The organism is Hankyongella ginsenosidimutans (assembly GCF_005144965.1).
Taxonomy (GTDB): domain Bacteria; phylum Pseudomonadota; class Alphaproteobacteria; order Sphingomonadales; family Sphingomonadaceae; genus Hankyongella; species Hankyongella ginsenosidimutans.
In genome coordinates this window covers 1,092,527-1,105,119 of the sequence record NZ_CP039704.1, presented here as the reverse complement: position 1 = coordinate 1,105,119, position 12,593 = coordinate 1,092,527, and the positions used below count along the sequence as shown (strand labels likewise).

Below are 12,593 nucleotides of genomic sequence, written 5' to 3'. Positions count from 1 at the left end.
GCGCCGGCCCTCATCGATCAAATCGCGAATGAGAAGGCCGCCCAGTGTGTTCCGTTCGCCAAGAGCCAGCAGTTTTGCGCAGCCGCACGCGCCTGAGCACGCCGGTCCGCATCCTGAACGCCGACCAGTCGAGCGATCGGTTTGCCCCGGCGGGTGATCACCACCTCCTCGCCCTTCGCCACCCGGTCCAGCAGGGCCGAAAGCGTGTTCTTTGCTTCGAACGAACCGACTTCGATCATCGCCAGCCTCCAGAATATCATCATCTAGCTGTCTAGCTTATTGCGAAGTGCATGAAAAGCCTTGACCGCATGCGGATTTCTGCGCTGGCGTGTGTTACCGTTTCAGAAGGAGAGCGGACGCATGAACGTGCTCGCGGTCTACAACTTCAAGGGTGGGGTCGGCAAAACCACGACCGCCGTGAACCTGGCCTGGCTTGCCGCAAAGCAGGGCCAGCGAACCTTGCTGTGGGATCTCGATGCGCAGGGCGGGGCCACCTTCCTGATCGACGCCCAGCCGGGGCTCGAGGGTGGCGCCAAGAAGCTGCTGCGCGACAAGGACGCCCTGATCGACAAGATCATCCCCAGCCCCTACGAGCGGCTCGACATCCTGCCGTCCGACCTGTCGCTGCGGCACCTCGACCGGCGGCTCGCCGGCAACGATGACGACCGGCGCATCGTCAAGATGCTGAAACCGCTGAGCGACGTCTACGACTGGGTGATCCTCGATGCGCCGCCGTCGCTGTCCGAGCTGGCGGAGCAGATTTTCCGCGCCAGCCAGGCGCTGCTGGTGCCGCTGCTGCCGACGCCGCTGTCGGTGCTCGCCTACGGCCAGTTGCGGGCCTATCTGGCGCGGGAAAAGACGCCAAAACCCCGCCTGATGCCGTTCCTGTCGATGGTCGATGCGCGCAAGAAGCTGCACAAGGACATGATCGAGAGCCTGCCCGCCAAGGAGCCTGACCTGCTGCAAACCCACATCCCTATTCCAGCGCGGTGGAACGGGTGGCTGTGCAGCAGGCGCCGCTCGGCGTCAGCGCTGCCGGCAGCAAGCCGGCGGCCGCCTTCCAGGCGCTCTGGCGCGAGGTGGAGGGCAAATTCGCATCATGACGGCCCGCTGGTCGGTCGTCGTCCCCTACTATAACGAGGCGGACGGCTTCCTGGAGCCCATGCTGCGCTCCCTGCTGGCGCAGAGCGTGCGGCCGCTCACCCTGATCCTGGTCGACAACAATTCGTCCGACGCCTCGGCCGAAATCGCCCGCGCGGTGACCGCGCAGGTGCCGGATGTGACCATCCTGCACCTGCACGAGCCGCGCGCCGGCCAAGTCTATGCGCTTGAGGCCGGGCTGGCGGCGGTCGAGACCGAGTTCGTCGCCGTCTGCGACGCCGATACCATCTATCCGCCGCAGTATCTTGCCAACGCCGAGCGACTGTTCGACCGTCACGGCCCGCGCGTTGTCGCTGTGCTGGCGATGGGCGTGGGGCCGGACCCGACACGCTGGCAGGCCCGGCTGAAGCGCTGGAAGGGCGTGGTCATGTCCCGCCTGCTGCCGGGGCAGGCGCACACCGGCGGCTACGCTCACTGTTTTCGCACCGCGGCGCTGCGCGCGGCCGGCGGCTATTCCAAGGCGCTATGGCCCTATCTGCTGAAAGACCATGAGCTGATCCACCGGGTGCTGAAACAGGGCCGCACGCTCTATGACGCCGACCAGTGGTGCCAGCCGTCCGACCGGCGCGCAGACCGCACGGCAGTGCGCTGGACGCTGCCCGAGCGGCTGCTTTACCACCTGACGCCGTTCGCCGCGAAGGACTGGTTCTTTTACCGGTTCCTGGCCAGGCGATTCGAGGCACGGCAGATGAGCGACATCAAGCTGCGCCAGCGCGCCTGGGAAAAGCCGGGTACCGGCAATCAGGGTAGGTGCGGCCCTTCCAGCGCCCGCCACGCTTCATCCAGTGGTTCCAGGCGGAAGAGAAGGTCATCGTGGCATACAGCGCGCCGGCAAACGGCAGCAGCGGGGCGCGCCACAGCGCCTTGCGATAGTCCTTGAGGGTCGGTGCGAACGCCAGCGCCATCAACGCCCAGCCGAGCAGGCCGAGCGCCCCCGCCCGCCAGTCCCCGTGCAGCGGCGACGCCAGCGCCAGAGCCGGTGCCGCCAAGTACAGCCAGGCCATGCCGAGGAGGGTCCCCGCCAGCAAGACCGGGCTGTGCCGCAACTGGGCGTAGGCTGTGCGCGCAACCATCGACCAGATGCTCCCGATCGACCGGTTGTCGCGCAGCGAGGTCGCAGCACCCTCGTCCGCCAGGCCGATCCAGATGCGGCCTGAGGCGCGCTTGACTGTCGCAGCCAGCGCGCAGTCATCGATCAGGGTGCCGCGGATGGCCTCCGGCAGGTCGCAGGCTCCGGCGGTTTCGGCACGCAGCAGCATCACGCCGCCGGCCGCCGCCGCCGTACGGCGGGCCGGATCGTTCGACCAGGCGAACGGATACAGTTTCTGGAAGAACAGAATGAACGCCGGGATCAACAGGCCGGCCCAGAACCCGCGCGCATCCAGCCGGCTCATCAGCGACACGAGATCGAGCCGCCCGGCCTCGGCCCTGGCGACCAGCCGGGACAGGGTCTCGGGGCCGAACGCGATATCGGCGTCGCACAGCAGCAGATAGGTCGGCGCCCACGTGCGGGCGGCGGCGATGCCCTGCGCCTGCGCCCACAGCTTGCCGGTCCAGCCGGCCGGCAGCGGCGCACCGGCCAAGACGGTCAGCCGATCCGCCGCCCCGATGTCCGCAGCAGCGGCACGGGCGATCTGCGCCGTGCCATCGGACGACGCATCGTCGACCACGATCAGATGGAAGACCCCGGATAGACGCTCGAGAGGTGTGCGCGGACCACGGCACCGATCGACTCCGCCTCATCGCGCGCCGGGATCACGCCGACGACATCGGGCCAGCGCTGCGGGGCGGGCGCATCGCCCAGCCGCACATCGGCGCGCCAGAAACCGCCGCGCGCAACCAGCATGAACGTCCAGGCGGCGACAATCGTGGTCGCGAACAGGGCAAGGTTTGTCATGCCCCGAAATAACGCGCGCCGCTTGACCTGCAAAGCCGGGGACCGATAGGGACAGCGTTATGTCTTCACCCGTTCAGAGCCTGGCTGCATCCGATGCGCCGGAAGCAAACTCCGGCAAGGGAGCGGCGGACGAGAATTTCCCGGTCGGCTCGTTCCTGATCGCGTCGCATCTGAGGCCGCATGTCGCGGCCTTCTACGCGTTCGCGCGTGCCGCGGACGATATCGCCGATCACGCGGAACTGGCCGCGGACGACAAGATCGCCCGGCTCGATGCTCTGGAGGCGGCTCTCACGGGCCAGCAGGGCTTTGGTGCGGGTTACGCCAAGGCGCACCGGCTGCGGGAGTCGCTGGCGCAGTGCGGCGTGACCGATGCGCATGCACGCGCGCTTCTCAGCGCCTTCCGCCAGGATGCAACCAAGACCCGCTATGCGAACTGGGCGGAGCTGCACGACTACTGCCGTCGCTCGGCGGACCCGGTGGGGCGCTTCCTGCTCGACCTGCACGGCGAGGACCCGGCGCTTTACCCGGCATCCGACGCGCTGTGCTCGGCGCTGCAGGTGCTCAATCACCTCCAGGACATGGGCGACGACCTGCAGCAGATCGACCGCTGCTATGTCGCGCTCGACTGGCTGGCGGCGGCGGGCGGGTCCATCGACGACGTGCGCGCCGCCCGGCTCTCGCCTGCCCTGCGCACCACCATGCACCAGATGCTGGATGCGACCGATATCTGGGTGCGACAGGCGCGTGCCCTGCCGCGCGGCCTCAGGACCGGCGGCTCGCCATGGAGTCGGCGGTGATCGTCGCGCTGGCGCGCAAGCTCAGCACGCGGCTGCGCCGGGGCGATCCGCTGGCGACCCGGGTCAAGCTCTCGAAGTTCGATTTCCTCTCCGCCTTCACGGAAGGCGTGTTCGTCGGCCTGTTTGCCCGGGCATGAGCGCGGCGATCGCCCTGCCGGACGCGCTGGCGCATGTGCGCGCGGTGGTCGAGCGTTCCGGCACCTCGTTCGGGCTTGGCATGCGCATCCTGCCACCGGAGCGCCGCGCGGCCATGCACGCGATCTATGCCTTCTGCCGCGAGATCGACGACATCGCCGACGAACCCGCGCCGCTTGAAGTAAAACGCGCAGGGCTGGAGGAGTGGCGCGCCGAGATCGCCCGGCTCTATGCCGGCGCGCCGACCACGCCGACCGGGGTCGCCCTCCTGGCACCGGTGCAGCACTTCAACCTGCCGCAGGCTGAATTCCTGCTGCTGATCGAGGGTATGGCGTGGGATGCCGAAGGGCCGATCCGCGCGCCGAGCCGGGAACGGCTGCTGGGCTATTGCCGGCGGGTCGCGGGCGCGGTCGGCATGCTGTCGATGCCGGTGTTCGGCGCGCCGGCAGGTGCTGCCTCCGATCGGTTCGCCATCGCCATGGGGAGGGGCTTCAGCTCGCCAATATCGTCCGCGACGTCGGCGAGGACGCCGCCGAGGGCCGCATTTATCTGCCGGACGACCTGCTCGCGCGCTTCGGCCTGCCTGACGATCCCGCTGCCCTGCCGCGCCATCCGGCACTGCCGCAGGCGCGCGCAGCGCTCGCCGCCGATGCGCGGGCCGCGTTTGCTCGTTCGCGCGCGGAACTGAGCGCGCTCGACTGGCGGGTTGTGCGGCCGGCGCTGGTGATGCACGCCGTGTACGACCGGATGCTGCAGGTGCTGGCGGACGATGGCTTCCATGCCCTTGACCGCCCCAAGGTCGGCAGGTTGTCCAAGATCGGTGCCGTACTGCGCGCCCTGCTCTGGCCGCCTGCCGCATGACCACGCCGACCGTGCACATCGTCGGGGCCGGGCTTGCCGGCCTCGCAGCCGGGCTGACCGCCGCCGAAGCCGGTCTGAAGGTCAGGCTGCACGAGGCCGCGCCGCGCGCCGGCGGACGCTGCCGCACCTACTGGGATGCGCAGCTCGACGCCCGCATCGATAACGGCAACCACCTGATGATGAGCGGCAATACCGCCGTGCTCGATCTGGTGAAGCGCACCGGCGCACAGGACCAGTTGGTTGGGCCGGAGATCGCGGTTTATCCCTTCATCGATCTGGAGACGGGACGCCGCTGGACGGTCAAGCCCGGCCTCGACCGGCTGCCGCTGTGGGTGCTCGACCCCGCGCGCTCTGTGCCGGGGTCGTACCCGCCGATTTTCTGGAAGGCCTGCGCCTGCCGCTCGCCGGGCCGGACGCGACCGTCGCTGACGTCATCCGCCGACGCGGCGCGCTCTGGCGCGGATTCTGGGAGCCGCTGACGGTCGCGGCGCTGAACGCCCCGCCCGAGCGCGGGCAGGCGCGCCTGCTCTGGCGCGTGCTGGCCGAGACGTTCCTGAAGGGTGGCGCCTATTGCCGCCCGCTGATGGCGCGCGACGGCCTGGCGGATGCGCTCGTCGACCCAACGGTTGCGAAAATCGAAGCGCTCGGCGGCATCGTGGAGACCGGCGCGCGCGTGCGCTCGCTGGAGATTTCCGGCAACCGGGTCGCAGCACTTGATCGGGCGGATGGCGGCATCGTGCTGGGTCCGCGCGATCCGGTGATCGTCGCGCTGCCGCCGACCCGGGCGCGCGATCTGGTTCCTGGCCTGACGACGCCGGACGATGGCGAGGCGATCGTCAACGCCCACTTCCGACTTTCCGCGCCGCCGCCGCCGTTCCCGGCCGGCGCTGTGGCGCTTGGCGTGCTGGGCGGCGCGGCGCAGTGGATTTTCGTGCGCGACCGCATCGCCTCCATCACCATTTCCGCGCCAGGCCCGCTGGCGCAGGCAGATGACGCTGCGCTGCTGCCGCGCCTGTGGGGCGAGACGCGCCAGGCGCTCGCTCTGCCGGACGACGCGCACTATCTGGCCGGGCGCATCATCAAGGAACGACGCGCCGTGTTCGACCAGTCGCCCGCAGGCGTCTCGCGCCGCCCTGAAGCCCGCACGCCGATCGCCAACCTGCTGCTCGCCGGCGACTGGATCGATACCGGCCTGCCGGCAACCATCGAAAGCGCCCTGCGCGCCGGCAATCGCGCTGGCGCGCTCGCACGCATGCTGAGCGCATGACCCCCTGTGGCAAGAACACAGCGTTCCGCCGCGGAATCGCCGCGCAACCGCCTTCAAATCTTGCCACGGCGCAGTTGAAACATTACCCGGTCTCTGGATAGTGTACCGCATGTGCGAAAGCGCACGCGACGCAGCCGGCCCCTGCACTGTGGCCGCGACACCGCCTGTCTTTGCCGAAAGAGACCCACACGCATGACGGAAACAAAGGCTGAAGTGACCCCGCTGCGCATCGTCCTCGCCAAGCCGCGCGGGTTCTGCGCCGGTGTGGAGCGCGCGATCGAGATCGTTGAACGCGCGCTCGAGAAATATGGCGCGCCAGTTTATGTGCGCCACGAGATCGTGCACAACAAGCACGTGGTGGAAAGCCTGCGCCAGCGCGGCGCGGTGTTCGTCGAGGAAGTGAACGAGATTCCGGTCGGCGCGATCGCGATATTCTCCGCCCACGGCGTCGCGCGCCGGGTCGAGGAGCATGCGTCCGAGCGCGGCCTGGAAGTGATCGACGCCACCTGCCCGCTGGTCACCAAGGTGCACAAGGAGGGCCAGCGCTACGCGGCGTCCGGGTACGATATCGTCCTCATCGGCCATGTCGGCCATCCTGAAGTCGAGGGTACTGTCGGCCAGATTCCGGGGCGCGTGCACGTGATCGGCGAGGCGCACGAGGTCGAGACCCTGGAGATCGCGGACCCGGAGCGCGTGGCCTTCGTCACCCAGACCACGCTCTCCGTCAACGACACCCGCACCGTGATCGAGGCGCTGAAGAAGCGCTTCCCGCGATCAAGGGGCCTGACACCCGCGACATCTGCTATGCGACCCAGAACCGTCAGGCCGCCGTGCTGCAGATGGCGGACGATGTCGACCTGCTGCTGGTGGTCGGCGCGCGCAACAGTTCCAACTCCAACCGGCTGCGCGAAATCGGCGAGCAGCAGGGCATTCGCAGCTACCTGATCGAGGATGCGACCCACCTCGACCCGTCATGGCTTGACGGCGTCGGCACCGTCGGCCTCACCGCCGGAGCCTCGGCCCCGGAAGCCCTGGTCCAGGGTGTGATCGAAGCGCTCGGCAAGCTGCGCACGGTTGCCGTCGAGACCCTTGCCGGCGTCGAGGAGAATGTTCATTTCAAGCTGCCGCCGGAGCTTGACACCGCCCGCGTCGCCGCCGTCGGCTGACACTCGTGTCCCGAATCTGAAATCCGTAACACCCAATATCAGGCTCGGTTGGATTTCAGATTCGAAAAGGACACGAGCAACTTATAGTCTCTAGTGTCGTTTTAGAATCGAAGTTCGCACGAGAGGCCGATATCATCATGAAGCGAACTTCGGTTCTAAGACACTTGAAAGGCCCGCCATGACCGTCCCCTTCCGCCAGCAGCTCGATATCGGGCTCTACATCCTCAAGCAGAAGCTCAAGGGCAACAAGCACTACCCGCTGGTGCTGATGCTGGAGCCGCTGTTCCGCTGCAACCTCGCCTGCGTCGGCTGCGGCAAAATCGACTATCCGGACCCGATCCTGAACAAGCGCCTGTCGGTCAAGGACTGCCTCGATGCCGTCGACGAAAGCGGCGTGCCGATGGTGGCGATCCCCGGCGGCGAGCCGCTGCTGCACAAGGAAATCGGCGAGATCGTCGCGGGCATCGTCGCCCGCAAGGTCTATGTGTCGCTGTGCACCAACGCGTTGCTGCTCGAGAAGAAGCTGCATCTGTTCAAGCCGTCGCCGTACCTGCAGTTTTCGGTCCACCTGGACGGACTCGAAGACCATCACGACCATGCCGTCAACCAGAAGGGCGTGTTCAAGCGCGCGGTGGAAGCGATCAAGGTGGCCAAGGACCAGGGCTTCCGCGTCACCGCCAACGCCACCATCTTCGACGGCCACCCCGCCGAGGAAATCGCCAAGTTCCTGGACTACTGCCACGAACTGGGCGTTGACGGCGTGTCGATCGCGCCGGGCTATGCGTACGAGCGCGCCGCCGACCAGCAGCACTTCCTCAATCGCCGCAAGACCAAGGAGCTGTTCCGCCGCGTGTTCGCCATCGGCAAGCAAAGCGGCATGCTGAAGAAGTGGAGCCTCACGCACTCGCCGCTGTATCTCGACTTCCTCGCCGGCAACCAGACCTACACCTGCACGCCCTGGGGCATGCCGACCCGCAGCGTGTTCGGCTGGCAGAAGCCCTGCTACCTGCTCGGCGAAGGCCATGTCGACAGCTACAAAGAGCTGATGGAAACCACGGACTGGGACAGCTACGGCACCGGCAAATACGAAAAGTGCGCGAACTGCATGGCCCACTGCGGCTACGAGCCGACCGCCGCCAACCTCGCGGTCGCCAACCCGCTGTCCATGCTCAAGCTGGCGATCACCGGCATCAAGACCGAAGGCGAGATGGCGCAGGAAATCGACCTGACCAACTCGCGTCCGGCGATCGACGTGCACGAACAGATCGTCGCCGAACAGATGGCCAGGATCCACGATCCCAAGCTCGACCGCGTGAAATCCGAGCCAGCGGAGTAGGTGGCACAGCCGCACAAAACGCTGGAAAAGCTGCTTGCCGGCACGAAAACCTTACGGTTCGCCGAGTTTGAAGCCCTGCTTGATGCCTGCGGCTTCGAGCTCAAGCGCACACGTGGCAGCCATCGCATCTATACTCACCCGCGTGCGGACCGACCGCTTAGAGCCTGATGACTTTAGGTTGACCCACACGCCATCGCGCGGTTGCACACGCGCCGCTCACCCTGAGCTGGACGAAGGGTTGAGCGGCTCGTGGTTCGTCAAGCTCACCACGAGCGGATTTTACAGCCTGCTCCGTGAAGATCGGAATGGCGATCCCATCCAATGTCATCAGACTCTAGCGTGCAGCCGCGCGATGGCGAGGCAAAGCGCTATCAGCTTCGTCAATTCCTTGATATGCTCGAAGAGTTCGGCATCTCGCTCGACAAGGGCTAACCATGCGTCATCATTACCACATCAACCTGTTCTGGTCGGACGAGGACGGACTGTGGGTAGCCGATGTGCCCGACCTCAAGTCCTGCGCAGCCTTTGGCGATACGCCTGCCCAGGCGCTGGCTGAGGTTGAGCATGCCATGGAAGCTTGGCTTGAGGCGGCGCATGACACGGGCCTTGCGGTACCTGCTCCGCGTTATCGCCCGGTTATTCACGCATAAGCTATGGGTTACCGTATATGTCCACCCTCTACGACCTCACCGCCCCGCGCCTTGATGGTCAGCAGCAACCGCTCGCCGACTATCGCGGCAAGGTGCTGCTGATCGTCAATGTCGCCAGCAAATGCGGGTTCACGCCGCAGTACGCGGGGCTCGAGGCACTCTACGAACGCCACCGGGCGCGCGGCTTTGAAATCCTGGGCTTTCCGTGCAACCAGTTCGGCCCAGGAACCAGGCGACAGCGCGGAGATCGCCCAATTCTGCTCCCTGACCTACGGCGTGAGCTTTCCCATGTTCGCCAAGGTCGACGTGAACGGTGCGAACGCCGCGCCTGTCTACCGTCTCCTGAAACAGGCCGCTCCCGGCCTGCTCGGCACGCAGGCGATCAAATGGAACTTCACCAAGTTCCTGATCGACCGGCAGGGTGCGGTCGTTGCCCGCTTCGGCCCCCAGACCACGCCGGATGCGATCGAGGCCGAGGTCGTGCGGCTCCTGGGCGCATAACCGCGACTGCGAACCTATTCTTAACCATAAGTTGCCATGGCGTGATCGTTGTAATTTCGATCAGGAGAACAACTTATGGCTACGTATCGTAATGTCTGGACCCCGCGCTCGGCGCTCGACGATCTTTTCCGTGGCACAGTCGGTGACGACCTGTTCCGTGGCGGCCAGGGGATGATTTTATCACCGGCGCTCAAGGCAATGATCGCCTGCATGGCGGTGGCGGCGAAGACATTGTCGCGGGCGAGGACGGGATCGACCGCCTCTATGGCGGCGACGGCAACGACCTGGTGCAAGGTGACAGCGCAGACCAGATTGTCGATGGCGGCACTGGCGATGATCAGATTTTCATAGCGCTCCTCGACTTTGCCGATGAAGCGAACACGGTGACCAATGTGTTCGGTGGTGCGGGCGTCGACAGCTTCGACCTGCTGTTCTGGCACGATGTGCTGGATACTGGCGACCAAGGCGCGGATCGTATCGTGCTGCGCGATTATGAATTGGGCGAAACGCTCGATTTTCGTATCCGCTCTCATGATCTGGAATACGACCAGGCGGCAGCGCGCTTTTCGAAGTTCGCCAAGTGTTGAATCCGGACGGCTCCGAGTCGTTCGAAAAGGTCTTCGTCGACGGGCCGGCTGTGGAAATCATCGAGAGCAATGCCACGTTCCGGGGCGAGGCAGCCGCCAACATCGATGTCCTGTTTGATGGCGTGCGCGAATTCCGCGTAACGCTCGCGGGCTGGTCCGTCATTGACGGCGAACTGGCTCCGGCAGGCCCCGACCTGCAGGAGTTTGCAGGGCGAACCACGCTTGCAGAACAGCCGCTGGACGCATCTCTGCCGCAACTTGTCTAGGTTTGATCGTTTCAGATTGAATCAATCTGAAACGTGAATCATGGTCTAAATTGTTGATAAGAGCCTGATTCACGCCTTCGGTTGAAGCACATATGCTTCAACCTCAACCGATCAGGCTCTAAGGGGCTTGTGCGCGGAAGAAAATCCTCCCCTTTAAGGGAGGTGTCCGTCTGAAAAACGGACGGTGGGGTGAAAATGCCAAGTATCCGCCGCCCTCCACCACCCGAGAGCCTTTCCGGCTGAGATCGAGGCACTTGTGTTAAAGTGCCTCGAGCGAAAGCGATAAGAAAGGCTCTCACTCTTTGTGTAGGCCCTTCTCCCGATGGGGAGGAAGTACCATGCGCGAACAAGTCTCTAACAGGCTGCTGAAAAGTGGAAAATGCAGACTCATCTCGTCATTCCGGCGAAGGCCGGAATCCATGGGAGCATATATATGCAACGAATATAAGGCGTTAGCCATGGACCCGGCCTCCGCCGAGGTGACGACTGTGAGTATGCAGTGCGGGAAATCACTTTTCAGCAACCTGCTAAAGACTGATGGCTTTACGTTGAGCCATGTGCCGTCGCGCGGTTGCCTGTGCCGCTCACCCCTTTGACCAGCTCAGGGTGAGCGGCTCGTGGCTCTGTCCGAGCTCATCACGAGCGGACTTTACAGCCTGCTAAACAGGGCAGACCCCGGGGTCGGGATTACGCAGCGACGCGCTCCGCCGGGCGTGCGCTTGCAATCCGGGCTTGCGCCATGGCGTCGGCCAGTACGTTGGTCGGCTTGCCGGTGCGCTGGGCCTCGGCGAAGATACCGCTGAGGCGCGCCCCGATGCCGGCCAGACGCCGCGAGAGATCCTCGGCATCGTAAGTGTCCAGATACTCCAGCGCGACGCTGATGATCCCGCCGGCGTTGATGACATAGTCCGGCGCATAGAGGATGTTACGTGCCTGCAGCAGGTCGCCGTCGGCATCGGTCTCGAGCTGGTTGTTCGCGCCGCCGGCGACGATGGACGCCTTGAGGGTCGGGATCGACTGCCGGGTCAGAACTGCGCCAAGCGCGCAGGGCGATACGACGTCGACGTCCGCCGCCAGGATCGCCTCCGGCGCGCAGGCGCTCGCGCCGAACGTCTCCACAGCGCGGCGCACCGACTCATCGCGCACGTCGGCGACGGTCAGCACGGCGCCAGCGTTATGCAGCAGCGTGCAGAGGTTGAAGCCGACGTTGCCGAGCCCCTGAACCGCGATGCGCACGCCGGCCAGGTCACCGCGGCCGAGCCGGGCGGCGACGGCGGCTTGAACGCCGTGGAAAATGCCAAGCGCCGTGTGCGGGCTGGGGTCGCCGCCGCCCGTAGTCGCGCCGTGCTCGTCCACGTCGCCGATGCCGCTGACGAAGCAGGTCTGGCGGGCGACCACCATCATGTCGGCGACGGAGGTGCCGACATCCTCAGCGGTGACATAACGGCCGCCAAGCCGCTCGACGGCGCGCCCGAACGCCGTGAACAGCGCGTCCCGGCTGAGCGGGGTCTGCGGCGCCAGAATGACGGCCTTGCCGCCGCCGAAGGGATGTCGGCGAGCGCGTTCTTGTAGCTCATCCCGCGCGAGAGACGGAGCGCATCGTGCAAAGCGGCGGCACCGGTCGCGTAGGACCAGAAGCGGCATCCCCCGCCGCAGGCCCAAGAGCCGTGGAATGCACGGCGATGATCGCCTGCAAGCCCGAGGCTGGATCGCTGACAAACTCCACGACTTCGTGGTGATCGAATGCGCTGTCCGAGAAAACCATATGCCTCGCCCTTGTCTTCGCTGCAATTTGCAGCAGGATTCCTGCGAGGCGCAGTCAGAGCAACTGAAAAGCGCAACGATCATACAGCGTTGCGCAATTCGCACGATAGGTTCATCGGCGATGGGCAACGCGCACCATAATTCCCCACAGCATGGATACGTGAAATTCCATGCCGCCATGGGTCGTGCACAACCCGGCTTGCAG

General features: G+C 65.7%; 13 protein-coding genes and 5 pseudogenes. 14 read left to right on the top strand and 4 right to left on the bottom strand.

What is annotated here, in order from left to right; all coding sequences use genetic code 11:
* Nucleotides 1-17 precede the first annotated feature (17 nt).
* Nucleotides 18-239, bottom strand: a complete 222-nt coding sequence (locus E6W36_RS06375) for a type II toxin-antitoxin system Phd/YefM family antitoxin (protein ID WP_222874105.1) — start codon at nucleotides 237-239, stop codon at nucleotides 18-20.
* A gap of 121 nt (nucleotides 240-360) precedes the next feature.
* Between E6W36_RS06375 and E6W36_RS06370 the strand changes: the two genes are divergently transcribed.
* Both E6W36_RS06370 and E6W36_RS18290 read left to right on the top strand, forming a co-directional pair.
* Entirely contained in the window at nucleotides 361-1,137 is a 777-nt protein-coding gene (locus E6W36_RS06370) for a ParA family protein (protein ID WP_222874104.1), read from the top strand.
* Nucleotides 1,100-1,729, top strand: a pseudogene (locus E6W36_RS18290) (glycosyltransferase family 2 protein); the annotation flags it as partial. The gene E6W36_RS06370 and the pseudogene E6W36_RS18290, both read left to right, overlap by 38 nt.
* Before the next feature lie 130 nt (nucleotides 1,730-1,859).
* Here the strand turns inward: E6W36_RS18290 and E6W36_RS06365 are convergent.
* Nucleotides 1,860-2,831 carry a glycosyltransferase gene (locus E6W36_RS06365; protein WP_246048196.1) on the bottom strand — a complete coding sequence of 324 codons (972 nt, stop codon included), beginning with the start codon at nucleotides 2,829-2,831 and terminating at the stop codon, nucleotides 1,860-1,862.
* 2 nt (nucleotides 2,832-2,833) lie between these two features.
* Nucleotides 2,834-3,058, bottom strand: a complete 225-nt coding sequence (locus tag E6W36_RS18285) for a hypothetical protein (RefSeq protein WP_246048195.1) — start codon at nucleotides 3,056-3,058, stop codon at nucleotides 2,834-2,836.
* Nucleotides 3,059-3,117: 59 nt separating this feature from the next.
* Between E6W36_RS18285 and E6W36_RS06360 the strand changes: the two genes are divergently transcribed.
* The 12 genes and pseudogenes from E6W36_RS06360 to E6W36_RS06310 all read left to right on the top strand — a co-directional run bounded on the left by E6W36_RS06360 (nucleotide 3,118) and on the right by E6W36_RS06310 (nucleotide 10,624).
* Nucleotides 3,118-3,855, top strand: a complete 738-nt coding sequence (locus E6W36_RS06360; RefSeq protein WP_222874103.1) for a squalene/phytoene synthase family protein — start codon at nucleotides 3,118-3,120, stop codon at nucleotides 3,853-3,855.
* Complete coding sequence (locus tag E6W36_RS06355) at nucleotides 3,840-3,992, top strand: hypothetical protein (protein WP_222874102.1); 153 nt, start codon at nucleotides 3,840-3,842, stop codon at nucleotides 3,990-3,992. Before E6W36_RS06360 ends, E6W36_RS06355 begins: the two co-directional genes overlap by 16 nt.
* Nucleotides 3,989-4,851, top strand: a pseudogene (gene hpnD / locus E6W36_RS23125) (presqualene diphosphate synthase HpnD). Before E6W36_RS06355 ends, hpnD begins: the two are co-directional and overlap by 4 nt.
* Nucleotides 4,848-5,330 (top strand): NAD(P)-binding protein, encoded by a 483-nt coding sequence (locus E6W36_RS06345; RefSeq protein ID WP_222874100.1) that lies wholly within the window; start codon nucleotides 4,848-4,850, stop codon nucleotides 5,328-5,330. The pseudogene hpnD and the gene E6W36_RS06345 overlap by 4 nt, the downstream one beginning before the upstream one ends.
* Nucleotides 5,231-6,118 (top strand): hydroxysqualene dehydroxylase, encoded by an 888-nt coding sequence (locus E6W36_RS21865; RefSeq protein ID WP_342776850.1) that lies wholly within the window; start codon nucleotides 5,231-5,233, stop codon nucleotides 6,116-6,118. The genes E6W36_RS06345 and E6W36_RS21865 overlap by 100 nt, the downstream gene beginning before the upstream one ends.
* A gap of 192 nt (nucleotides 6,119-6,310) precedes the next feature.
* Nucleotides 6,311-7,284: pseudogene (gene ispH / locus E6W36_RS06340) on the top strand (4-hydroxy-3-methylbut-2-enyl diphosphate reductase).
* A 178-nt stretch (nucleotides 7,285-7,462) separates the two neighbouring features.
* The gene (hpnH, locus tag E6W36_RS06335; protein WP_222874099.1) at nucleotides 7,463-8,620 is read left to right on the top strand and encodes an adenosyl-hopene transferase HpnH; all 1,158 of its coding nucleotides are present in this window, start codon (nucleotides 7,463-7,465) and stop codon (nucleotides 8,618-8,620) included.
* Nucleotides 8,621-8,788: a type II toxin-antitoxin system HicA family toxin gene (locus tag E6W36_RS23120; RefSeq protein WP_222874098.1), complete on the top strand. Its 168-nt coding sequence runs from the start codon at nucleotides 8,621-8,623 to the stop codon at nucleotides 8,786-8,788. It begins immediately after the preceding gene.
* Between the two features lie 266 nt (nucleotides 8,789-9,054).
* Nucleotides 9,055-9,270, top strand: coding sequence for a type II toxin-antitoxin system HicB family antitoxin (locus E6W36_RS06325; RefSeq protein WP_222874097.1), 216 nt, complete (start codon nucleotides 9,055-9,057; stop codon nucleotides 9,268-9,270).
* Nucleotides 9,271-9,287: 17 nt separating this feature from the next.
* Nucleotides 9,288-9,771 (top strand): annotated as a pseudogene (locus tag E6W36_RS06320) (glutathione peroxidase).
* Between the two features lie 179 nt (nucleotides 9,772-9,950).
* Nucleotides 9,951-10,358 carry a calcium-binding protein gene (locus E6W36_RS23115; RefSeq protein ID WP_222874415.1) on the top strand — a complete coding sequence of 136 codons (408 nt, stop codon included), beginning with the start codon at nucleotides 9,951-9,953 and terminating at the stop codon, nucleotides 10,356-10,358.
* On the top strand, nucleotides 10,355-10,624 hold the full coding sequence (locus tag E6W36_RS06310) for a hypothetical protein (RefSeq protein ID WP_222874096.1): 270 nt from the start codon (nucleotides 10,355-10,357) through the stop codon (nucleotides 10,622-10,624). Before E6W36_RS23115 ends, E6W36_RS06310 begins: the two co-directional genes overlap by 4 nt.
* Nucleotides 10,625-11,311: 687 nt before the next feature.
* Here the strand turns inward: E6W36_RS06310 and E6W36_RS06305 are convergent.
* Nucleotides 11,312-12,389 (bottom strand): annotated as a pseudogene (locus E6W36_RS06305) (Glu/Leu/Phe/Val family dehydrogenase).
* Nucleotides 12,390-12,593 lie beyond the last annotated feature (204 nt).